General features: G+C 44.8%; 18 protein-coding genes. 12 read left to right on the top strand and 6 right to left on the bottom strand.

Annotated elements, in window-relative coordinates:
• Positions 1–131 precede the first annotated feature (131 nt).
• The 11 genes from R7093_RS16660 (at position 132) to R7093_RS16610 (ending at position 13,842) form a co-directional block, all read left to right on the top strand.
• Positions 132–1,658 (top strand): sigma-54-dependent transcriptional regulator, encoded by a 1,527-nt coding sequence (locus R7093_RS16660; protein WP_085569876.1) that lies wholly within the window; start codon positions 132–134, stop codon positions 1,656–1,658.
• Positions 1,633–2,703, top strand: coding sequence for a glycosyltransferase family 4 protein (locus tag R7093_RS16655; RefSeq protein ID WP_017820658.1), 1,071 nt, complete (start codon positions 1,633–1,635; stop codon positions 2,701–2,703). Before R7093_RS16660 ends, R7093_RS16655 begins: the two co-directional genes overlap by 26 nt.
• Before the next feature lie 144 nt (positions 2,704–2,847).
• Positions 2,848–4,032, top strand: a complete 1,185-nt coding sequence (locus tag R7093_RS16650) for a glycosyltransferase (RefSeq protein ID WP_318146744.1) — start codon at positions 2,848–2,850, stop codon at positions 4,030–4,032.
• An 11-nt stretch (positions 4,033–4,043) separates the two neighbouring features.
• Positions 4,044–5,216 (top strand): glycosyltransferase, encoded by a 1,173-nt coding sequence (locus R7093_RS16645; protein WP_017634933.1) that lies wholly within the window; start codon positions 4,044–4,046, stop codon positions 5,214–5,216.
• Positions 5,209–6,639 carry a lipopolysaccharide biosynthesis protein gene (locus tag R7093_RS16640; RefSeq protein ID WP_017820656.1) on the top strand — a complete coding sequence of 477 codons (1,431 nt, stop codon included), beginning with the start codon at positions 5,209–5,211 and terminating at the stop codon, positions 6,637–6,639. Before R7093_RS16645 ends, R7093_RS16640 begins: the two co-directional genes overlap by 8 nt.
• The gene (locus R7093_RS16635; RefSeq protein WP_318146743.1) at positions 6,636–8,000 is read left to right on the top strand and encodes an O-antigen ligase family protein; all 1,365 of its coding nucleotides are present in this window, start codon (positions 6,636–6,638) and stop codon (positions 7,998–8,000) included. Before R7093_RS16640 ends, R7093_RS16635 begins: the two co-directional genes overlap by 4 nt.
• Before the next feature lie 115 nt (positions 8,001–8,115).
• Complete coding sequence (locus R7093_RS16630; RefSeq protein ID WP_047102245.1) at positions 8,116–9,240, top strand: glycosyltransferase family 1 protein; 1,125 nt, start codon at positions 8,116–8,118, stop codon at positions 9,238–9,240.
• The gene (locus tag R7093_RS16625) at positions 9,237–10,670 is read left to right on the top strand and encodes a GumC family protein (RefSeq protein WP_005377649.1); all 1,434 of its coding nucleotides are present in this window, start codon (positions 9,237–9,239) and stop codon (positions 10,668–10,670) included. The genes R7093_RS16630 and R7093_RS16625 overlap by 4 nt, the downstream gene beginning before the upstream one ends.
• Before the next feature lie 221 nt (positions 10,671–10,891).
• Positions 10,892–12,010, top strand: a complete 1,119-nt coding sequence (locus tag R7093_RS16620) for a glycosyltransferase (RefSeq protein WP_318146742.1) — start codon at positions 10,892–10,894, stop codon at positions 12,008–12,010.
• Complete coding sequence (locus R7093_RS16615) at positions 12,003–13,193, top strand: glycosyltransferase family 2 protein (RefSeq protein WP_205390867.1); 1,191 nt, start codon at positions 12,003–12,005, stop codon at positions 13,191–13,193. The genes R7093_RS16620 and R7093_RS16615 overlap by 8 nt, the downstream gene beginning before the upstream one ends.
• A gap of 10 nt (positions 13,194–13,203) precedes the next feature.
• Positions 13,204–13,842, top strand: coding sequence for a sugar transferase (locus tag R7093_RS16610; RefSeq protein WP_005377654.1), 639 nt, complete (start codon positions 13,204–13,206; stop codon positions 13,840–13,842).
• Between the two features lie 19 nt (positions 13,843–13,861).
• Here the strand turns inward: R7093_RS16610 and R7093_RS16605 are convergent, their stop codons facing one another.
• The 5 genes from R7093_RS16605 to hrpA all read right to left on the bottom strand — a co-directional run bounded on the left by R7093_RS16605 (position 13,862) and on the right by hrpA (position 21,684).
• Positions 13,862–14,251, bottom strand: coding sequence for an AAA family ATPase (locus R7093_RS16605; protein ID WP_047102237.1), 390 nt, complete (start codon positions 14,249–14,251; stop codon positions 13,862–13,864).
• Positions 14,252–14,377: 126 nt separating this feature from the next.
• Positions 14,378–15,958, bottom strand: a complete 1,581-nt coding sequence (locus tag R7093_RS16600; RefSeq protein ID WP_005377659.1) for a BCCT family transporter — start codon at positions 15,956–15,958, stop codon at positions 14,378–14,380.
• Between the two features lie 362 nt (positions 15,959–16,320).
• Entirely contained in the window at positions 16,321–16,836 is a 516-nt protein-coding gene (locus R7093_RS16595) for an outer membrane beta-barrel protein (RefSeq protein WP_005377661.1), read from the bottom strand.
• A 199-nt stretch (positions 16,837–17,035) separates the two neighbouring features.
• A complete protein-coding gene (locus R7093_RS16590) occupies positions 17,036–17,515 on the bottom strand; it encodes an outer membrane beta-barrel protein (RefSeq protein WP_021033871.1) in 480 nt (159 codons plus the stop codon).
• A gap of 182 nt (positions 17,516–17,697) precedes the next feature.
• Positions 17,698–21,684 carry an ATP-dependent RNA helicase HrpA gene (hrpA, locus tag R7093_RS16585; protein ID WP_171344686.1) on the bottom strand — a complete coding sequence of 1,329 codons (3,987 nt, stop codon included), beginning with the start codon at positions 21,682–21,684 and terminating at the stop codon, positions 17,698–17,700.
• Between the two features lie 185 nt (positions 21,685–21,869).
• Here hrpA and R7093_RS16580 point away from each other — a divergent pair, with 185 nt between their 5' ends.
• Entirely contained in the window at positions 21,870–22,454 is a 585-nt protein-coding gene (locus R7093_RS16580; protein WP_248525183.1) for an FMN-dependent NADH-azoreductase, read from the top strand.
• Between the two features lie 94 nt (positions 22,455–22,548).
• Here R7093_RS16580 and R7093_RS16575 read toward each other — a convergent pair whose 3' ends face one another.
• Positions 22,549–22,836 (bottom strand): hypothetical protein, encoded by a 288-nt coding sequence (locus R7093_RS16575; RefSeq protein ID WP_258495718.1) that lies wholly within the window; start codon positions 22,834–22,836, stop codon positions 22,549–22,551.
• Positions 22,837–22,891: the final 55 nt, after the last annotated feature.

The following is a 22,891-nucleotide window of genomic DNA, read 5'->3' as shown; positions in this document are numbered from 1 at the left end:
CTAATACTTAAATAACGCTTTTCTCAAATTGAGAATTTTCAGCACTAGAGAGCTATAAACCACTCACAATGCCAAATAGTAGTGCTGACAAAAATCATAAAAAATGAAACAAACTACGTTGGGATGGGACTATGAGACCAAGGGTGTTACTGGTAGAGGACTCTACTTCACTAGCCATACTTTATAAGCAGTATGTGAAAGACGAACCTTATGACATTTTTCATGTCGAGACAGGTCGCGAAGCGATTCAATTTATTGAAAGAAGCAAACCTCAGCTCATCATTCTCGATTTGAAACTGCCCGACATGTCTGGCGAAGACGTGTTGGATTGGATCAACCAGAATGACATTCCTACGTCCGTTATTATTGCTACGGCACACGGCAGCGTCGACTTAGCCGTTAATCTAATTCAAAAAGGTGCGGAAGATTTCTTAGAAAAGCCCATAAACGCTGATCGCCTAAAAACATCAGTCGCATTGCACCTCAAACGCGCCAAATTGGAAGATTTGGTGGAAAATATTCAGTCCAAGTTTGATCGCCACAACTATCACGGATTCATCGGTTCAAGCCTCCCGATGCAGGCGGTATACAAGACCATTGATGCTGTTGCGCCAACTTCTGCCAGTGTGTTTATTGTGGGAGAAAGCGGCACAGGTAAAGAAGTTTGTGCTGAAGCCGTCCACCGCCAGAGCGACCGTAAAGACAAGCCTTTTATTGCAATTAACTGTGGGGCTATTCCACGAGATTTGATGGAAAGTGAGATTTTTGGTCACGTTAAAGGGGCCTTTACTGGAGCAACAACAGATCGAAAAGGTGCGGCGACGCTGGCACATGGTGGCACGCTTTTTCTTGATGAGCTGTGTGAAATGGAACTTGAGATGCAAAAGAAGTTGCTCCGCTTTCTACAAACGGGCACTTACACCCCTCTTGGTGGCACTCGAGAAATGAAAGTGGATGTGAGAATCATTTGTGCCACCAACCGAGATCCATTAACAGAAGTAGAAGAAGGTCGTTTTCGTGAAGACTTATACTACCGTGTGCACGTTATACCTATCGATATGCCCCCATTACGTGAACGAGGAAGTGACATCGTCACGCTTGCCAAGCACTTCTTGACCACTTACGCCAAACAGGACAAAAAGAAATTCTCAACAATCGACAGCGAAGCTCAACATATCATCAAGCATTACGAATGGCCGGGTAATGTAAGGCAACTACAAAACATCATACGTAACATTGTGGTGCTTAATAACGACGAAAAAGTCACGGTGAGCCACCTACCCGCTCAACTCACTAAAAAGTCAAAAGTTACGAAAACAACGACACCTGCGCATGTTGCTCAAGAGTCAGCAAACATTGCACCAATCACACCACCACCTGTTTATACTGAGGAACCTTCACCTTCTGCGGTCGAACCGTCGATTACCGCAGCGGAGCTGCCTGGTACACCGTCCTCTGCTGCTACCTCACCGTACTTTAACTCTGATGGAACCATTCGCCCTATGTGGCAAGTAGAGCGTGAAGCAATTCAAAACGCAATTGCGTACTGTGATGGCAACGTCCTCAACGCCGCTGTCATGCTGGAGTTAAGCCCATCTACGGTTTACCGAAAAAAACAAGCGTGGGAAGCGGATGAAATTAATCTCGAACAATCTTGATAAACCTGCCATTGGTGAAATTTGGATCTTGCTTGATAGCCGTCTATTCGGTGGCATTGAAAGTCACGTTATCGAGCTAGCTCGGGGATTAATAGCCTTTGGACACAAAGCTCGAGTTGTGCTAACCACTGAGTATTCACCAGCTGCTCAGATTGTACAGAAGGCAAAAGAAGCCGCGATCCCTGTGAGTTACTTAAACTATTTGTCTGGCGAGCCCAATAAAGCTTTAAAAATTAAACACCTAACAAGCGCCGTCGCCAATCACCAACCCTCAGTGGTTCACTCCCATGGTTATAAAGCGTCGATTTTGTCGCGCTGCGCCAAACTGCTCACCCGTACGTTTCCTCGTTTGATTTCAACTTATCATGCTGGTGAGTCTTCCTCAGGGAAACTATGGCTATACGATTGGCTTGATAGAAGCTCAGGCAGCCTATCTGACCATTGCTTTGCTGTCAGTCCAAGTATTCAGCGCAAAGTTTTTTGTTCTTCAGAACTGCTGAATAACTTTGTTTCGATTCCCAACAGTCAACTCAACTATCAGGAGATCGCTTTTGTCGGCCGATTGAGTCAGGAAAAAGGCGCCGATCAATTTATTGAGGTAGCGAGGCTCTGTCCAACATTACAGTTTAGTGTGTACGGTGATGGCCCAGAAAAAGAGTCGCTTAATCAAACTGCCCCTTCAAACGTGACTTTCCTCGGCCATCAAACCGATATGGAAGGTGTTTGGGAAAATATCAGTGTACTTATCATTTCTTCTCGTTATGAGGGTCTTCCAATGGCGGCGCTTGAAGCCATGTCGAGAGGCATTGCCGTGATGAGCTTACGTGTAGGTCGTCTTCCAGATATTATCCAAACGGGTAAAAATGGTTTTATCGTCGAAGACATTCCCTCTCTTGCTAAATGTCTTCATGACTGGATGTCGATTGGTGAAGCGCAACAATCACTCATTCGCCAGAATGCTCGACAAACCATCATTGATGATTTCTCAGCGCAAAGTGTGATTCCCGTATTGCTACAAAAATATCAAATTGAAACGGATCACTAATCCATATTGGTTCTCAATATGAGAATGATGAGTTCCAAACATAAATATCATATAAGATTCAATCACATAAACTAATGGCATATTTTGGCATCTCTATTGCAGCTCAGCAGTTAACGCAGATTAATGATGAGACAGAGGTGACTTATGACTACGCCAAAACGCATTCTATATGTTCATTATGGTGATAATTGGATTCGCGGCAGTGAAGTGGTGCTTCTGGATCTCATTTCAGGAATCGACCGCGATAAGTTTGAGCCATTCGTATGGTCCAACTGCCAACCATTAATCGATAAGTGCCAATCGCTCGGAATTGAAGCGGAACATTCATCCTTCAATTTGGTTGGTGGTTGGAGCGCTCCACGCTGGGATATTAGCGGGTGGAATAGCCTTATCAAACAAGGCTCAGCTTTGATCGAAAAGCACAGCATCGACTTGGTACACGTCAATAGCGGCGGCCCTTGTCAATGGATGTGTTTGGCTGCTCGCATGAATCATATACCACTTGTCACGCAACTTCATTGCCATTATAAATTGCGCGATCGCTTCTCTCTCGGACTTCACCTCTCTCCAAAATTGATTTGCGTTAGCAAAGATGTTGGACGCGAAATTCTTCAGGACGGCTACCCGCAAAACCAACTTCATGTCGTACACAACGGCGTGTCACTTCAAGGCGTGGATACACCCATCGACATTAAAGATCGACTCGGAATCCCATCACAGGCCTTTACCTTTCTGTCGGTGGGTTCGCTGATTAAGCGCAAAGGGTTCGACCGCCTTATTCGCGCAATGCGCATGCACAACTACCACCACCACAACCCTCACCTTGTTATTGTTGGTGACGGCGAAGAAAGAGAAGCATTGCAACAGCTTGCCGCGGATCTTGGTATCCAAGAGCGAGTGCACTTTGTCGGGGAGCAACACAATGCCGGAGAGTGGATGTGTGGTAATGCAGACGCTTTTATTAGCGGCGCCTATGAAGAGGCCTTTGGTCTCGTGCTCGGGGAAGCGGCTTTAGCTCAACTGCCTATCGTGGCTCCTAAAACGGGAGGCATTCCTGAGTTGTTCGAGCATAATCACTCTGCATTGCTGTACCAGAACAGTGGAATGGCGAGCCTGTTAAACGCGATTCAACAAGTCATGCAAGACGCGGCATTAAGAAACAAGCTGGCGGAAAACGCTTACCTACATGCTAGCCAGCACTTAACGACGACTGCATCTATCAACGCTATTGAACGTATTTACGAAGGTGAACTTAATAATAACGCCATTACACCAATGCCGATGACTCACTGCATCAAGCCTCTTTCACGCTGGTTGAGCATCAATTGAGGAGCCCGGTCATGAAACGTGTATTGATGTTCGACGCCATCCCAATGCAAGGTGGATCCAAAATCGCGAATGCAGAGCTCCTTAAGCAGTGCGATAAGCTGAACGTGATTGGTTATCTACTCACTACAAATCCAGAGCATTGGGCGTCACTGCTTAGTGATACACCGCGTGTGCAAGTTATAAAAATAAAACCATCACCATTTAACTCGACTCATGGACTGACCTACTGGTTGATGAACGCTTACTACTTTCTCCAACTTCTCTACGCGTGCATGAAGCTGCCAAAAATAGATAGCTTTTTGGGCCTATCTTGCCCAAGTAATGATATGCCTTTGTACTTACTACGATTAATTAGCAAAAAGCCTGTGGTACAGATGGTTCATGGCCCTATTGGACGATCGAGATCTGCTGGCTACTGCTTAGTAAAAGCATCGGCAATTTACTACTTGGCAAACACCCGCGAATCAATGGTAGAAGCATTACAGGCCTACCTCAAAACAGAGAAGCCAGCCACCGAACGCTATTGGTGTGGTTTGAATACATCTACGTTTGTTAATGGATTATCGAAAGATCGCTGGCCAAAACAAGCGAATCCGATTTCAAGCCGCGTTTTCTGGGCAGCTAGCTTACTAAAATGGAAGAACATCGATCTTTTGCTTGATGCTTTAACACTTGATGAGTCGAAAAAGATCAAATCCACCGTGTGTTACATCAAACCTAACGTGGCAGGTGTGGAATATTCAACACCGGACTTCAACACACAAGGTGTTGAATGGCATGAGTGCCCAAACAACTTAGATGAATTGCGTTCACAGTGTGGTGTGTTTGTTTCCACCAGTATCAACGAACCTTTTGGGTTATCTATTTTGGAGGCTCTCGCTGCAGGTATGTGTGTCGTCATTCCACATGATGATAGTTATTGGGACCGCGTGTTAACTCACGGCCGAAATTGTATTAAATACACGCCTAACAATGTGGCTTCGCTACACAACGCAATTCGCCTTTTGAATGAATCGCCGTGGATGAAAGTAACGATGGGTATCGAAGCACTCAATGTTTCTCAACTATACACAGCCGAACGTTGTTATTTGCCAATCGCCCAGCACCTTGCTGCCGAAATTGCTACCAACAATGATTGCACACTCAAGACACCGCGAGACATCAAAGGATATGATCATGTCTAAAGCAATGACCAACATGACGCTATTTGCTATCGCCTTAGTGATCAATAAAAGCATCAGCCTAATCATGCTGCCTGTATTGCCCCACTTTCTCTCACCAGAACAAATGGGCAAGCTTGAGCTTCTAACAACCTTTGGTGTTGTTACGACCTTGTTTGTCAGTTTCGCTTTGCATGAAGCGCTTTATCGATTCGTCGGCGTTGAAAAGGATCAAAATACGCGCACAAGCCTACTAAACCAGCTGTACTCACTTGCTTTACTCATCGCTGGCGTCGTCGCTCTTAGCTTGCTCACTATCATTTTAATCGCCCCCATTCCCGCGCCTTTTACGCGAGTCGAATTTGCTATTGTTATGTTTGCCATCGTTCTAGAAGGCAGTATTGCAATCGGCACTGCCTGGTTAAGAACACAAGACGACAAAGCAAGAACACTGCTTAACGTCATGGTCACTACCACCATTTTTCAGGTCATTTTTATCGTCGCGGCGCTGTCTGTTCATCCCCATGTTATTTCTGTTTTGTGGGGGGGCTTGTTGGCTGCTATTACTCAATTTGTTTGGCTGCACATCGTTAACCGTTACAATGTCACCCTTCCTAAGCTGACATTGGCAAAACAATACCTAAACTACTGCCTACCAATGATGATGGCCGGTTTAGTAGCATTTTGTCTCAATGGCGCTGAACGCTGGTTCATTGGTGCCAACACTTCTCTTGCGACGTTAGGGATTTACGCGATAGCGGTAAAATTTGCAGTGGGCATGTGTATTTTAGTGCAGCCGTTTGGCATGTGGTGGATGCCACGTCGATTTAACTACTTAGAAGGGCGCAAGAGCACTGAAGCAGTGCGCATCACACACTTAGGTATGATTTACATTACAGGTTTGAGTGTAGTGGTCGGCACATTAGCAATGGTGATGATCACCTACTTACTGCCAGAAACCTATCATGAGGCGGTACTATTCAGCTTATTCTTGCTACCTATCGCCATGTTAAAAGAATGGAGTGAGTTGATTAACATCTCCATTTTGTACAAGCGTCGTACTCGCTGGCTACTGGGTATAAATGTCGTCTCTGCGTGCGTTGCGATTGCTTTGCTGTTTGGCTTATCTTCTCTGGGTATTTATGGTGTGTTCATTGCGCTTTATTACGCACAACTGTGTAAGCTGGGCCTGACTTATGTAGTAGGCCAACAATGTATGACGTTGCCTTTTCACCTAAGTCTGATGGTTTTATTACAGATTATATCCGGTGTGGCACTGTTCCTGCTTCACTCTTCACAATCAATAGGAATCGCCATCGCAATTTGCATTTTGACATGCAGTTTGCTGGCAGGGATAGCCACTCGCTACATGAGTAAAGAGACGCTCAATGCTCTCACTCGATACATAGTGAAACGGCGTGGACAGGTGAAGAGATACTCGTTATGAATGAAACCAAGGTGAGAACAAAACAGTCCATCGCAGCACTGACGATCACTGTCGGTATCGGCCTGCTTTGGGTTGTTATGCCTCATCCCATTTTGATTGTTGCGTTGTGTTTCGCACCACTCGCGTTACTGTTTGTTCTCAATCAAACGTTTTGGCTTGTCACACTGTTCGTTATTTTTTCATTCTTTCGTATTCACGAAGCCTTTCCTGTTATCTATAACTTCAAGATCCCATTACTGTTATCATTGGGGGCACTCGCCGCACTCGCTTTTCACCTTCTTATAAGCCGCCAGATTACAGCTTTTTGGCACCCTTCATTAAAGTGGCTGTGTATATTTTGGGGTCTGGTGATCATCGGAATCATATTCGCTTCCAGTCGTGATATCGCAATAACGGTGTTCAAAAACACCTATTGGAAAATCATCATTATGACGTTGGCCATCACCTGGCTTATTACTAAACCTTCACAGCTCGCACAGATGTCAAAAGCAATTATTTTCGCCGGATTATTGATTGGCTTAGTGGCATTACAAAACGCTGCGAATGGCATTGATTTGGTTGAAGGGACGCGCGTGTCGATAGGACGATCCATAGGTTCAGTACTTGGCGATCCTAACGATTTGGCACTAGTGCTGATGTTTCCCCTTGCCTTTACCGTTAGTCAATTGATGGAGAAGCATTCCCCCAAGCATCTCAGGCTCTTTGCCCTTATCACCTGTTTGGTTTTGTTCTTTGCGATCATTGAGACGCAGAGCCGCGGGGGGTTACTAGGTTCACTGTCTGTATTTGCCTACTTTGCTTTTAAACACATCAAAAGCAAAACATTAGTCTTGGTATTAGGCGCTATCGCAGCGATCGTACTCTACGCATTCGCTGGTATTTCAGGACGAGAATCGGGGGGAGCCGCTGAGGATGGTATAGATGCCTCTGCGATGGGGCGACTTTATGCGTGGGAAGCGGCATTTAAAATGGCGCTGCATCATCCGTTGACTGGCGTAGGTCTAGATAACTTTTACTTTAATTACTATTTCTACAGCCCACACTGGGATGGTATCAACCACGCGGTCCATAGTACTTGGTTTGGCGTGTTAGCAGAAACGGGTTTTGTCGGGCTCGCGGTGTTCATTACTTTAATTGTGTCATTGATCCGCACCTCTTTGCATTCCATCTCATTGTTGACACCAAAATCAGATTACACCCTCTCTGTAGGAGCAAACGCCGTGTTAAGTGGGCTTATCGGTACCATCGTATCAGGCACTTTTCTGACTCAAGGTTTCACCTGGCCAATTTACATTCTAACGGCATTAACAGTTGTCGTTAGCCGAATTGTTCAAAGTGACTGTCAAAATGAGAAATACTAGTTTCAAACATAAACAAAACCCATAACTCACTGTTTTAAAATGGCTAATTCCTTGGCACGCATTGTGATTACTCACTTAATTAGTAATCAAATAACTAAGACTCAAGGAGAGCCACATGACGGACATCGTAGTATTTGGAGAAGATTTTGGTGGGTTACCCTCTTCCACTCAGCATATTGTCAAGCGACTAGCAGCGAACCATCGAATCCTTTGGGTGAACTCCATTGGCCTTCGTCAACCTAAGCTGGATTCTAAAGACATACAACGTGCGTTAAACAAACTCACTCGTGTATTTCATAACGTAGGCTCACACAAGCCAACATTGGACTCTGAAACAAACCCAAACATTCACATCATCAACTTGCTCACGATTCCTGCCCCTAGTTCTGCATTAGCAAGAAAAGTGGCCGCTAAGATGATGAAACACCAACTCAACAAACAATTACAAGCTCTTGGTTTTGATAAGCCTGTATTTTGGACGTCGCTCCCGACTGCTGCCGATGTTTGTGCAGAAATGAACCCACGTGGACTGATTTACTATTGTGGCGATGACTTTAGCGCTTTAGCTGGTGTTGACCACGACACGGTAACAAAGCACGAACGTACTCTTGTTAATGCGGCCAACGTTATCTTTACGGCAAGCGATACGCTCTCCACCAAGTTTCCATCACATAAAACCGTCACTTTACCTCACGGTGTCGACTTTAGTTTGTTCTCTGAGCCAGCACCTAAGGCTGAAGATTTTCCTAATAATGGTCGCAAAGTGCTGGGCTTTTATGGCAGTTTGTCTGAATGGTTAGACTACGACTTAATTGCCCAAGTCGCAGACCAAGCGCCTGACTGGGATCTCGTGTTCATCGGCCCCAACGAGTTCAGTGACAATCCACTTCCACAAAGAAGCAACATATACTACCTGGGCCCGAGAGCGCATCACACTCTGCCACGTTACTCTCAACACTGGGATGCCAGTTGGTTGCCCTTTGTTGATAACGCTCAAATCAAAGCGTGTAATCCGCTTAAACTTCTTGAGTACTTGGCAACAGGAACCTCTGTTATCAGCACACCCTTTCCCGCATTAATGCCGTACAAGCATATGCTCCACATAGTTCAAAATGTCGAAGATGTATGCGCCAGTCTCGATCACCTGATCCCACCCCCGGCAAACTCAAAGCAATACGTTCAACAGCAAAGCTGGGAAGCAAGAGCCAACCAAGTTGATAAATTAGTGAGGGCGCTATGAACGATTTAAGAGAAAACCTTAGTGTATTACTACATGGCGCTTGGCGACGTCGTTACATGATCGTTATCCCTATGCTTGTCTTGCCGGTGCTGGGTTTCATCGTAAGTAAGCTGGTTCCGACGACTTATGTTGCTCACACCAGCATGCTTATTCAAGAGACAGCGAAAATGAACCCGTTCCTTCAAGACCTTGCCGTCTCAACAATGCTTAAAGACCGATTGAGCGCACTCAGTACTCTGCTAAAAAGCCGACACGTTTTGTATTCTGTCGCAAAAGAACAATCGCTGATCAATGACGAGATGAGTGCAAAAGAGCAAGAGTTCATCATAAAAGATCTTGCGTCGCGCCTGTCTGTTCAGCCACTCGGTAAAGACTTCATTCAAATTCAATTGCAAAGTGGTAAATCAGAAGGAATGGAGTCGATGCTGCTGTCTGTCAGAGAGCATTTTGTCGAACAGCTTTTGGCTCCTGAGCGTTCTTCGATTAAAGATTCGAGCCATTTTTTGACTATCCATATCAACAAACGCAGGGAAGAACTAGACAAGGCTGAACAAGCCTTTGCAGAATATAAAAATACTTACTCAGACGCGACGCCCGAAATGCAAGCTCAAAGCCTTACTCGCCTTGCTAGCCTCAAACAAACGCTAGCCGAAAAGGAGGCGGAGCTTGCTGGTGTTTCACGAAGTCTAGGCAGTTTGGATCAACAACTATCCAAAACGAACCCGGTTATCGGTAAACTGGAAGAGCAAATCATCGACATTCGTAGTGAACTTACCCTGCTTCGCGCTAAATACACAGAGGCGCATAGTTTAGTGCAAGGTAAGTTGCGAGAATTAAACCGGTTGGAGCAGGAACGCTCGGTACTCTTGAACTCTAAACAACCAGAACTAAACAGTGCTCAACTATGGGATATCGCGAGCAATACCACAGTAAACAGTCTTGGCGAAGCACAGCCTCTACTTGTCTCCCAACTACATCAATTACAAATGATGCGCGGACGTTTTGAAGCACTTACGGAAGAAACCAACAGCTTGCGAGACATGATCCAAGAATTAGAGCGAAATGCGCACCAATTTGGGAGCACAGCAACAGAAATAAACCGCTTAGCTCGTGACGTCGCAGTGAAGAGAGAAATGTATGATGAACTCGTCGAACGCTATGAGATGGCCCAACTAACGGGTTCTTTGGGAGAGTTTGAAGAGAATAAGCGCGTAAAAATCATTGATGAACCGTTCACGCCAACAATTCCAACTAACTTACCTAGTTTTGTATTTGTCATTTTAGGATTTATTGGTGGCGCTGGTTTAGGCATTGGATTAGCGACGATACTAGAGTTAGCCGATAACTCTATCCGCTCTAAAAGAGCATTAGAAAAACACCTTGGTGTTCCTGTCATCACCACTTTACCTAACGTAGTGTACGGAAACTAACCGCCATAAGAACTCATTTACAAGCACTCGGTCGGCGAGTGCTTTTCTTTTACTACTGCCTTATACAGCCTCATAGCATGTCCACTAATATGAATCTCAAATTGAGAATAAACATAAAGCCTCACAAACATCAACATTAACTTATTGTTTTTAAATGATTAATTTTTTGGCACGCAGTCTGCAATTCCTAAATAAACAAAGAACTCAACGAGGGTTTGAAAATGGAATTCAGACAAAAACACAATAACACTAAGCACAGCAAAAAAGTGATATTACACGTCGTGCAACACTTAGCTCCTGGTGGTTTAGAAACGCTCGTACTAGAAATGCTTTGTTTTGCGCAGCCAAACCATTCCGTTTTTGTCGTGAGCTTAGAAGGAAGCAAAGAACATGCACTACAAGGCTGGCAAAAACTATTGCCCTACCAAGGCCAACTGCACTTTCTTAATAAGAAACCTGGATTCAGCGGAAAAACCATCAGTACGCTGACTTCCATGCTCAAAGGACTTAAGCCTGACGTGGTCCACACCCATCATATCGGCCCACTTCTGTATGGTGGTATTGCTGCACGTTTAGCGCACGTACCTGTAGTGATTCATACCGAGCACGACGCATGGCACCTTAATAACAAAAAATCAGCTCGACTACAGTCCCTTTTGCTAACGATGATTCGCCCGCAAGTAGTTGCCGATGCTAACTTTGTCGCCCATCAAATACAGACTAAGTTAAAGTATCGCAAAATTTGTACTATCCATAACGGGATTGACTGTCAGAAGTTTAAAAGCGGTGACCAAACGGCAACAAGACACTTGTTTGAACTTCCAACCGACAAAATCGTGATTGGCGTTGCCGGGCGTCTAGAAGCAGTTAAAGGCCATAAAGTGCTTATCGAAGCCTTCTCTCATCTTGCGCCAAACACACACCTAGCAATAGCCGGTGATGGTTCTCAGCGAACTCAATTGGAAGCACAAGTTAGAACGTTAAAACTTGAAGATCGAGTAACCTTTTTAGGTTTGGTGGACGATATGCCCAGCTTTTACCAAAGCCTAGACTTGTTTTGCTTACCATCACTTCAAGAGGGCTTTCCTCTCTCAACCCTCGAGGCTCAAGCATGTGACATTCCTTGCGTCGCGACGGATGTTGGCGGCGTGAAAGAGACGCTCTGTCCGAACAACAGCACACTGGTTGAAGCAAATCGCGTGTTTTTGTTGGCCGAAGCGTTATCACAACAACTGGAATCATCACACCGTTCTCCTCGAACTTTTATTCTCAAACACTTTGATATCAGAGACATGGTGAGTCGCTACTCACGTTTGGCCAAGGAGGCTAGCTATGAATGATTTACTTTGGATTATAGGGTTTGGTTTATCCGCATTTTTGATTGTCTATCATCACGTTGGGTACCCACTGCTCCTTAAATGGCTTCCTTTAAAACGGCAAGCCGAAACCAAAGCACCATTTGTAGAGCGAGCTTACAAAGCCTCCAAAACAGATAACCAGCTACCCTCTATTACTGTCATCGTGCCCGCCTACAATGAAGAACAATGGATAGCAGAGAAGATCCGTAACCTTGCGAGCCTAGATTACCCGAGGGATAAATTAAGGGTAGTGATCGCATGTGATGGCTGCACAGATAACACAGCCGAGATTGCGCAAGCGACAATTCAAGAAGCAATCTGCTCTGATACTCTGTTCATTATTAATGATCACCAAGTCAATCGCGGTAAAGTTGCCCTACTCAACGAAGAAATGCGTCATGTTAGCTCGGACATTACCGCACTGAGTGACACGTCGGCATTGATTTCTTGCGATTCTCTGTTGCTAGCTAGTCAGCATTATCAAAATGAGAACGTTGGAGTGGTTAACGCAACATATCAAATAATGAGTACTGATAACCAAGGTGAAGCGGCGTATTGGCAATACCAGTCTCGAGTAAAGCACCAAGAATCCTTGTTAGGTTCAACGATTGGTTCCCACGGTGCGTTTTACACTTTCAGAACTCACTTATTTGAACCACTGGAAGTTAGCACCATTAATGACGACTTTATTCTCCCTATGAGAATCGTTTTGCGAGGCTATAGCGCTATTTACGAGCCAAACATGCTGGCGCTTGAGCTCGAACAAAGCTCAGATGACGCAGATTTCAAACGACGCCTAAGAATTTCAGCAGGTAACATGCAGCAGCTCATGCAATTAAAGAAATTACTGCTACCTCGCTATCGTGGCACTGCCTTTGCATTTCTATCGGGAAAGGTCCTGCGCTTAGCAACACCCTATTTGATGATTGTTTGCTTTATTTGCTCACTACTACTGGCACACAATCCGCTGTTTCAAGTAATGCTGTTCGCACAAGTTGGTATTTATAGCATCGCGCTTATCACTTACTTGATGCCAGCACTTAACACTATTAAACCTTTTAAGCTGATTAGCTACATCGTCATTGGTCATCTCGCCAACTTTATCGGCGGTATGAAGTATTTGCTCGGAATGGAAAATGGACGTTGGAAACGCGTCAACCAATAAGGAAAGCATCATGAAAAACTCACGCTACGATTCAAATGTATGCCACGCAAAAAGAACGTTTGATGTACTGGTTGCAATGCTTATTTTGGTCGTCACTGCACCACTATTCCCATTTATCGCGCTAGCGATCAAAACCACATCGAAAGGCCCTGTGATTTATCGCCAATTGCGAGTAGGACGCTGCACACCAGAAAAAATGGATCTTTTTCAAATCATGAAGTTTCGCACCATGTATATTGATGCAGAGCAACGCTCTGGCGCAGTATGGGCAACTGAAAATGATCCCCGCATCACGCCAGTAGGACGCTTTTTACGCAAAACGCGTTTAGATGAACTACCTCAACTGTTTAATGTGTTGAGAGGTGAAATGTCGATGATTGGGCCGCGCCCAGAACGCCCAGCTTTCTACCAGAAATTAGAAGATGAAATCCCCTATTTTGTAGAGCGCACATATGGCGTGTTACCGGGTATCACAGGCTTAGCTCAGGTTAACCAAGGCTATGATGCATGCATTGAAGATGTAAGACGCAAAGTTGGGTTTGACCACAGTTACGCACTAAGCTTAGGTTCGTTTTACTCTTGGATTTCAATGGACCTTTCAATCATGAGCAAAACATTCGTTGTGATGATTGACGGACGAGGTCAATAACTTCCGGTTCTGGTAACGGTCACTCTTGCCACTGGCGGCGCATCTTTTCTATCGTCGCTGGTGGCACATCATGAATGCTTTGATACGCTCCGTGGCACACTTTAATTTCCACCTCGATGCGCTTCTTCATGCAGTAGTCCATGTAACGCTTCATCTCCCAATGTCGAACAAACGTATTGCTCACAATCACGACTCTCCCTTTGTTCAACCACTTTCTAGTTTGCTGAAAACACCATTCATGCGCTTGAGGTAATTGAACCAGTTCAAAGTGATAATCACCTTCATCATTTTCAAAATACATGTCAGCTTCAAAATGCTTAGCACCAAGAACTATTGCCAATTGTTTTGCTAAGGTTGTTTTACCTGAACCCGGAAGTCCACGAATAAGAATGAGTTTAGCCAGTGACATAATACAGTTTAATGAGGTGGGAATAAGCCTAAACTGTAACGAAATTATTGGAAAAGAAAAGTAGAAATAAAAAATGCCGAGCACATTAGGCTCGGCATTTAAACTCAATCATGGATCGTGTTGTATTTATTTGTAAGCTGGCAGTTCTGTTCTTAACCCTTTCACCAAACTTACGCACATCAACAGCAGAACAAAAGTAAACGGTAATCCTGTTGCAACAACGCCTGATTGCAATGCTTGCAGGGCTTCTTTACCACCAACCCAAAGCATTACGGCTGCAATTGCACCTTCAATACACGCCCAGAAAATGCGTTGCGGTACTGGTGCATCAATCTTACCACCGGCGGTAATACTATCGATAACCAGCGAGCCAGAGTCTGACGATGTAATAAAGAATACCAGAATCAGCACGATAGAAAGCATTGAAATCACTGAGCTATACGGAAGCGCATCGTAAACATGGAACAGAGTCAATGAAATATCAGTTAGGCCATTTGCACCTAGCTCACCAACTTTATTCACCACTTGGTCAAGCGCGATACCACCAAACACAGACATCCAAATCAAAGTAACAACTGTAGGAATAACGATGACTGCGAATAAGAATTCTCGAACCGTACGACCTTTAGACACACGCGCGATAAACATACCAACAAACGGTGACCAAGATACCCACCAAGCCCAGTAGAATACCGTCCAGCCGTGCATCCAAGTTTCATCTTCACGACCGTGAGGGTTACTCAATGGAATAATATTTTCAATGTAAGCCATTGTTGTGTCGCGTAGCGAGCTCCACGCCGTATCAAACGTGATGAAGGTAATGAAAATAAGCAGCGCAAACGCAACCACCATATTGACGTTACTCAGTAGCTTAACACCACCATCAATACCACGAATCACTGATAGCACCGCGATAAAGGTAACGAAGGTGATCACAATCATTTGTGTACCAATGCCGCCTTCTAGACCAAAGACATGGTTAATACCACTGGTCGCCTGCTGAGCACCTAGACCTAGCGACGTTGCAAGACCAAATAGCGTCGACAAAACGGCAAGGATATCAATAACGTGACCTAACCAACCCCATGCACGGTCACCAAAAATTGGATAGAACGCCGCGCGCAATGAAAGTGGTAAACCTTTGTTAAAGGCAAAAAACGCTAATGCTAGTGCAACGAGTGCGTAAATACTCCAACCATGTACACCCCAGTGGAACATAGTGGCACCCATCGCAAGGGATTTTGCTTCTTCGGTGTATGGTACTGCGTTAAGTGGCATTCCCCACCAATCAGTGAAATACGCGGTCGGCTCAGCCACACTCCAGAACAGAAGACCAATACCCATACCCGCGGCGAAAAGCATCGACAACCAAGAAACGGTTGAATGATCCGGCGTTGCTTCTTTGCCTCCTAAGCGGATTTTACCTAGCGGAGAAAACAGAAGAGCAACGGCGAACAATAAGAAGAAGTTTGTCGACCACATAAAGAACGCATCAAACTGTTCGATAATTCCGTTTTTTAGACCGTTTAATACGTCACGAGCAGTGGTTGGCTCAACAAGAAGAAGTGAAATCAGACAGAAAACAACGAGCCCCGCACTAATGCCAAAAACCGGGTTATGTATATCGAATCCCCACTTTTGAACGTTATCCTGTCCAACCTGATAATCGGTTGTATCAATACTATATTTTTTAAATGCATTATCCATAAATACAAATTTAACGTGAATTTGAAACGCCCCTCAGGTGAGAAGAACTCCAATACCGCCCTCCATTAATTTGAACTCTAAAGTTTTAAAGCGGGACAAATTTTAGCAGCAATCACATATTTTTGCAAAAAGTCGTGATTTATTGCATTTTAAGCTCAATTCGAGACAGATGAAGGGGAGATAATATCAACACAAAAATTATGAGGTCTAACGATTGATTTTGTCGTAGGTTGTAGACTAGAAAAGACACAAGAAATACTTAAGTTCATAGCCAGTCACTGCGCAAATAGAGAAGACCTGCGCTGATTTGGTTTCACAATTAACGACGAAACCAAATCAGCAAACCTTTCATCCAGCGAGCGTTATAAGAAATGGAAGGTGATGTTCCCTGTTACGCTGCTAACGGTATCGCTATCGCCTTCAATATCCACGCCAAACGCTTGATAACTCGCGCCCACAGACACATTGTCAAGCAAGAAGTATTCGGCACCAACACCATACATATAAGAGACGCCATCATCTTTGTCTAAGTTTCTAAGTCCACCGTCATAATCAACGTTGAATGCATTGATGCCGCCTTTTGCGTAAACGTGTAACGGGCCGAAGTCGATACTAGGTTTCGCCGCTAAATAGAATGAATCAAAATCAGCACTACCCCTGCTGCCACTCAAAGATAAATCCACTTTGCCGTGGTTAAAGTAGCCTGCCTCAATGCCAATGAATGGCAAAATACCAGTACCGACATGAATACCATAAGTTGTATCATTTTCGCTGTCGATATCGGACTGACCAATTTGGCCACCAGCGTAAATCCAAGAGTCAGCCATTGCTGACGTTGAGCACAACGTTAGAGCGAATAACGAGAGTGTTTTTTTCATACTATCCCTTCCTGATCGATTCCTAAGCGAAAAATTACGCAAATATGCGCATTTAATCGCCACTATATATTGGAAAGCATAGGCATTTTAAGACTCTAAAAGTGAATAATTTATGTTCAACTTTTGTTTTGTGACTTCCAGACAAAAAAACACCGACATAAAGCCGGTGTGTTTCATATGGTGTTAGAAAGCTTGACGCTTATAAGAAATGTAGTGTTGCGTTAACAGAGAACGTGCTGATATCGTCTTTACCAGCAGTGTAGTTCATGTAGCTAGCACCAACAGACATTGGGCCAAAAATGAAGTACTCAGCACCCACACCGTACATTAGGTCCAAATCGTCATCGTCTTTGCCGCCTTTCACTTTTTTGTCCCACTGATGGAAACCACCTTTTGCGTACACGTGTAGCGGACCGAAGTCGATACTTGGCTTAAGTGCTGCGTAGTAAGAAGTTAGCTTAGTGTCTTGACCATTTACGTTGAACTCACCGTGCTGTGTTACACCAGCTTCAACACCAATGATAGGTAGAATGCCTGTACCAACGTGAACAGAGTATGATGTGTCCGTTTCACCTTTGTAGTCAGACTGACCTACTGTTGCACCACCGTAAATCCAAGAATCCGCCATTGCCGCAGAAGATGCGCCAAGTAGCGCCACTGCTAATAGAGTTTTTTTCATCATCTACCTTTACTCTTTATTATTCCCACGTCTGCATAACTCAGTCGTTGGTACTACAAATAAAGGGAGGCGAACTATTGCCTCCCAGAACTAAAAAATAATGCTTATTGAGTTACTAGCAATTAGTGTACCAGCAACTTCTTAAGCGATAATTACAAATCTGACACTATTTTACTGGTTGATTAGCAAGCATCAATCGCGTTTTTGACTCGTTTATCAGAAACAGGATAAGGAGTGCCTAATTGTTGAGCAAAGTAACTCACGCGAAGCTCTTCAATCATCCAACGCACTTCTTTTACATTTTCAGGAATGGCCACACCTTTCGGGATCTTGTTCAGCAACTCTTTATAGTCTTGAGTCACAGATTCAATCTTCAGCATATGTAAACGATCTTTGTTTGGATCGATTGGCAACTTCTCCATACGACGCTCTATCGCGCGCATGTAGCGAAGAATATCCGGCAAGCGTTTCCAGCCACATTCCGTTGCAAAGCCTTTGAAGATCAAGCCTTCAATTTGTGCTTTGATATCGGACAGAGCAAACGCCATTGTGAAGTCGATCTTGCCTTTTAGCTTCTTATTGATGCTAAACGCCGTGGTCAGAATAGTCTCAACCTGTTGAGCGATCTCTACAACGGTGTCACCCAATTCAGCACGAACGTGTTCTTTCAATGCTTCGAACTTCTCTGGCTCCCAAACTAAACCACCCTGCTCTTCAATAAGCTTATCGACACCGCAGGCAATGCAGTCATCTATCAGATCAAGCACTTTGCCGTAAGGGTTAAAATACAACCCCAACTTCGATTTGTTCGGTAAGTTAGCGTGCAAATATTTAATTGGAGACGGTACATTCAACAAAATCAAACGACGCTGGCCAGCGCGCATTGCGGTGTTCTGCTCGTACTCCGTTTCGTAGAGTTTGATTTCAACGCTGTCTTTGCTATCAACAAGTGCCGGATACGCTTTTACATCGTAGCCGCCACGTTTTTGTTGATACACTTTCGGCAATTCGCCAAAACTCCACGTATGCAGACCTTGCTGTTCGATATCGTCATCCGCAACTTTGGAAAGCGTTTCTTGAACTTTGTCTTTCAAACTTTCTTTCAGTTCATGAAGGTCTTTATGTTCCTTTAGTTTACGATTTCGATGATCAACCGCGCGGAACGTGACTTTCAAGTGCTCAGGTACTTGTTCCAAGTTCCAGTCTTCACGCAGTACCTCTACGCCCGTCATGCGTCGCAACTCTTTCTCTAATGAATCTAGCAGCGGCGCTTCCATTGGCGTGACACGTGCTAAGAATGCATCGGCATAGTTTGGCGCAGGCACAAAGTTCTTACGAATTGTCTTTGGCAACGATTTAATCAAGCTAACCACAAGCTCATGGCGTAAACCTGGGATCTGCCAATCAAAGCCCGCTGGTTCAACTTGGTTTAAAATCGGCAACGGCAAATGCACTGTGACACCGTCACTATCATCGCCTGGTTCAAATTGGTAACTCAATTTGAGCTTCAAACCATTTTGATGCCAGAAGTTCGGGTAATCCAAATCGGTCACATGGCTAGCATCACCCTTGAACAGCATCTCTTTTTCAAAGTTCAGCAGTTCCGGGTTTTCTTTAGATGCTTTTTTCCACCACGTATCGAAATGCTTACCAGACACCACTTCGGTGCCAACGCGTTGGTCATAGAAATCAAACAGCTCATCATCATCCACCAAGATGTCACGACGACGAGATTTGTGTTCAAGCTCTTCCACTTCTTGCAGAAGCTTACGGTTTTGCTTAAAGAACGCGTGTTTGGTTTCCCATTCACCCTCAACCAATGCACTACGAATGAAGATTTCGCGACTTACGGTCGAATCGATACTGCCGTAGTTGACCAAGCGTTTCGGTACGATTGGTACGCCGTAAAGCATCACTTTTTCGTGCGCCATCACCGCAGCACGTTTCTTCGACCAATGTGGTTCGCTGTAACTGCGTTTAATAAGGTGTTTAGCTAACGGCTCAATCCATTCTGGCTGAATCTTTGCGATGATACGACCCCAAAGTTTTGAGGTTTCCACCAACTCAGCAGACATGATCCACTTAGGCTGTTTCTTGAATAGACCTGATGCAGGGAAGATATGGAAACGAGCATTACGCGCGCCTTGATATTCATTCTTTTCTTGGTCTTTCATGCCGATGTGCGACAGCAAACCAACCAAAATGGCACTGTGTACGCCATGGTAAGAAGCGGGCTCATCGTTAAGCTTGAATTCCATCTCACGCATCGACTGATGAATTTGGAAGTACACATCTTGCCACTCGCGAACGCGCAAGTAGTTCAAATAGTCTTGCTTACACTGTTTGCGGAACTGATTGCTAGACAAGGCTTTTTGCTGCTTTTGGATGTATTCCCACAAATTCACAAATGTCAGGAAGTCCGAATCTTCATGGAAGAAGCGACGATGTTTATCGTCTGACGATTGTTGTTTGTCTGAAGGACGTTCGCGTGGATCTTGAATCGACAAGGCAGCTGCGATGATCATCACTTCTTTAAGCGCACCATATTTTGGCGCTTCCAATACCATACGCGCCAAGCGCGGATCGATTGGCAAACGCGCTAATTGGCGACCAACGGAAGTCAGGCGTTTTTTCGGATCTTTTACCTCAGAGTTAATCGCACCAAGCTCTTCCAGCAAACGCACGCCGTCTTGGATGTTACGTTTATCCGGTGCTTCCACAAACGGAAACGCTTGAATATCACCCAAACCAAGTGCCGTCATTTGCAAGATAACCGACGCTAGATTGGTACGTAGGATTTCAGGATCAGTAAACTCTGGGCGTGACTCAAAATCTTCCTCTGAGTACAGACGAATACAGATACCCTCTTCCACACGACCACAACGACCTTTACGCTGGTTCGCACTCGCCTGAGAAACTGGCTCGATTGGAAGACGCTGAACCTTAGTACGGTAACTGTATCGACTGATACGCGCCGTACCCGGGTCGATAACGTATTTAATGCCCGGAACAGTTAGCGAGGTTTCTGCCACGTTGGTTGCCAGTACAATTCGGCGACCAGTGTGAGGTTGGAAAATCTTATTCTGCTCACCTGCCGACAAACGCGCGTAAAGCGGCACAATTTCCGTGCTCTTCAGATTACGTTTGGACAATGCATCTGCGGTATCACGGATTTCACGTTCACCGTTCATGAAAATCAGGATGTCACCTAAACCTTCATCACACAGTTCATCTACCGCTTCGAAGATGCCTTCAAGCTGGTCACGATCATTGTCGTCATCACCGCTTAGTGGGCGGTAACGTGTTTCTACTGGGTAAGTACGACCCGATACTTCTATGATTGGTGCATTGTTGAAGTGTTTTGAGAAGCGTTCTGGGTCGATGGTTGCTGACGTGATGATCACTTTCAAATCAGGACGACGTGGCAGCAACTCTTTCAAGTAACCCAAGATGAAATCGATGTTGAGGCTGCGCTCGTGCGCTTCATCGATAATGATGGTGTCGTATTGATTCAAGAAACGGTCATGCTGAATTTCAGCCAACAAGATACCGTCCGTCATCAATTTGATTTGGGTATTTTCAGAGATCTGATCGTTGAATCGAACCTTGTAACCAACAAACTCACCAAGCTTGGTTTCCATCTCTTCGGCAATGCGGTTAGCAACCGAACGCGCTGCAAGACGACGAGGCTGAGTATGACCAATCAGACCAAATTTACCGCGACCAAGCTCAGCACAGATTTTTGGTAGCTGAGTGGTTTTACCAGAACCGGTTTCACCCGCGACGATAACCACTTGGTTTTCTTCGATCGCTTTCGCAATATCGTCGCGTTTTTGGCTTACAGGCAGGATTTCTGGGTATTCAATCGTTGGTTTGTAGTTGCTGCGCTGCTCTGCAACCATCATGGATTTTGCGATGTCTAATGCGATTTCGTCGAACACAGCATTACGCGCTGCGTCCTTCTTAATTTTGCTTGCACCAGAAATACGTTTACTCAAGCGGAAACGGTCGCGCATCATGCACTGATTCAGCGCTTTACGCAGAGATGCAGCACTATTCACTTGAGCCTGAGGTGTTTGAGCTTGTTTCGCTGTCGCTTTTTGCGCACCATTTGACGGTGTCGCTTGCTCTTCAGCTAGATTCTTTTTTGGGGGCTGTGACGAAGTCAAAGCGTTTCCTATTCTTTTCATTACAAAAACTGCGCGGATTGTATCACACAAGATCTGTAACAAGATAACCGAAAGCTCATTCAATTTTTTCGAACATGTTCAGCGAATCGCTAGGCTTTTGAACTCACTTACGTTGCTTATAATGGCTCCCATAGTCGAAAGCACTTATTTAAGGAATAACCATTATGTCTCGTGTACTAGCTCTAAAATCAAGCATCCTTGGCGATTACTCTCAATCAAACAAACTGGTTGAAGACTTCATCAAAAATGTAGACCAAGACAAGCTTACTGTTCGTGATTTGGCTGCAAACCCGCTACCTGTTTTGGACTTCGCCGTTGCGACTGCACTGCGCGCTACGGAAGATCTTTCACAAGAACAGCAAGCGGTGGTCGACTTGTCTGACACCCTTATTGAAGAAGTAAAGGCCGCAGACACTTTGGTTATTGCCGCTCCAATGTACAACTTCACCATTCCGACTCAGCTTAAAAACTGGATTGATTTGATTGCTCGTGCAGGCGTGACATTCAAGTACACAGAGAGCGGCGTTCAAGGTTTGATTGAAGGTAAAAAGGCGATTGTAGTAACGACTCGTGGTGGTATTCATAAAGATTCACCAACTGACAACGTTACGCCATACCTACGCACTGTGCTGGGTTTTGTCGGAATCACTGATGTGGAATTTGTTTACGCAGAAGCGCTAAACATGGGTGAAGATGCGGCTGCAAAAGGCATTTCAGAAGCGCAAAGCCAACTTGCAACAATGGCGTAAGTTAGAATAAACCAGAATACAAAAGGGATTGGTTCGCGCCAATCCCTTTTTGGATCAAGATGCCTTGATCGTATTTATAGGGTCTCTTACATCGTCAAAAACGATTCACTTTCTCCAAGTTGCGTATTGCATCGAGGTAGACTTTTTCTAAAGACCGCTCAGCTTCGCTTATCATATTCTCGATCATCGCATTAAACGCGACATCGCTACGGATTTCTATATTGTCTCCCGCCTTAACGTCAAGAGAGTTGACGTACAACACCAACCATTCATCCCCCTCCAAGTGCCCTTCTCCGTGAATGGCAAAAAAGCGTTTGGCAAATTCAGCGTTGGTACAATTTATCGCTTCAATTTGAAGATTGAATGAGGAGTCGACACTCATGGTGCTCATCCCATCCGATTCATCAGATGCATCACAAACAGCCTTAACTCTGGCA

The organism is Vibrio sp. 1580, from assembly GCF_033340055.1.
Note: the sequence above shows the minus strand (reverse complement) of the source record. Positions and strands in the feature narration are given on the sequence as shown.

Bases quoted from the DNA above. Each gene is read 5' to 3' on its own strand.
- R7093_RS16645 (WP_017634933.1), top strand. From the start codon at position 4,044: ATGAAACGTGTATTGATGTTCGACGCCATCCCAATGCAAGGTGGATCC.
- R7093_RS16650 (WP_318146744.1), top strand. From the start codon at position 2,848: ATGACTACGCCAAAACGCATTCTATATGTTCATTATGGTGATAATTGG.
- R7093_RS16625 (WP_005377649.1), top strand. From the start codon at position 9,237: ATGAACGATTTAAGAGAAAACCTTAGTGTATTACTACATGGCGCTTGG.
- R7093_RS16615 (WP_205390867.1), top strand. From the start codon at position 12,003: ATGAATGATTTACTTTGGATTATAGGGTTTGGTTTATCCGCATTTTTG.
- R7093_RS16640 (WP_017820656.1), top strand. From the start codon at position 5,209: ATGTCTAAAGCAATGACCAACATGACGCTATTTGCTATCGCCTTAGTG.
- R7093_RS16630 (WP_047102245.1), top strand. From the start codon at position 8,116: ATGACGGACATCGTAGTATTTGGAGAAGATTTTGGTGGGTTACCCTCT.
- R7093_RS16655 (WP_017820658.1), top strand. From the start codon at position 1,633: ATGAAATTAATCTCGAACAATCTTGATAAACCTGCCATTGGTGAAATT.
- R7093_RS16620 (WP_318146742.1), top strand. From the start codon at position 10,892: ATGGAATTCAGACAAAAACACAATAACACTAAGCACAGCAAAAAAGTG.
- R7093_RS16635 (WP_318146743.1), top strand. From the start codon at position 6,636: ATGAATGAAACCAAGGTGAGAACAAAACAGTCCATCGCAGCACTGACG.
- R7093_RS16595 (WP_005377661.1), bottom strand. From the start codon at position 16,836: ATGAAAAAAACACTCTCGTTATTCGCTCTAACGTTGTGCTCAACGTCA.
- R7093_RS16580 (WP_248525183.1), top strand. From the start codon at position 21,870: ATGTCTCGTGTACTAGCTCTAAAATCAAGCATCCTTGGCGATTACTCT.
- R7093_RS16590 (WP_021033871.1), bottom strand. From the start codon at position 17,515: ATGAAAAAAACTCTATTAGCAGTGGCGCTACTTGGCGCATCTTCTGCG.
- R7093_RS16575 (WP_258495718.1), bottom strand. From the start codon at position 22,836: ATGAGTGTCGACTCCTCATTCAATCTTCAAATTGAAGCGATAAATTGT.
- R7093_RS16600 (WP_005377659.1), bottom strand. From the start codon at position 15,958: ATGGATAATGCATTTAAAAAATATAGTATTGATACAACCGATTATCAG.
- R7093_RS16605 (WP_047102237.1), bottom strand. From the start codon at position 14,251: ATGTCACTGGCTAAACTCATTCTTATTCGTGGACTTCCGGGTTCAGGT.
- R7093_RS16610 (WP_005377654.1), top strand. From the start codon at position 13,204: ATGAAAAACTCACGCTACGATTCAAATGTATGCCACGCAAAAAGAACG.
- R7093_RS16660 (WP_085569876.1), top strand. From the start codon at position 132: ATGAGACCAAGGGTGTTACTGGTAGAGGACTCTACTTCACTAGCCATA.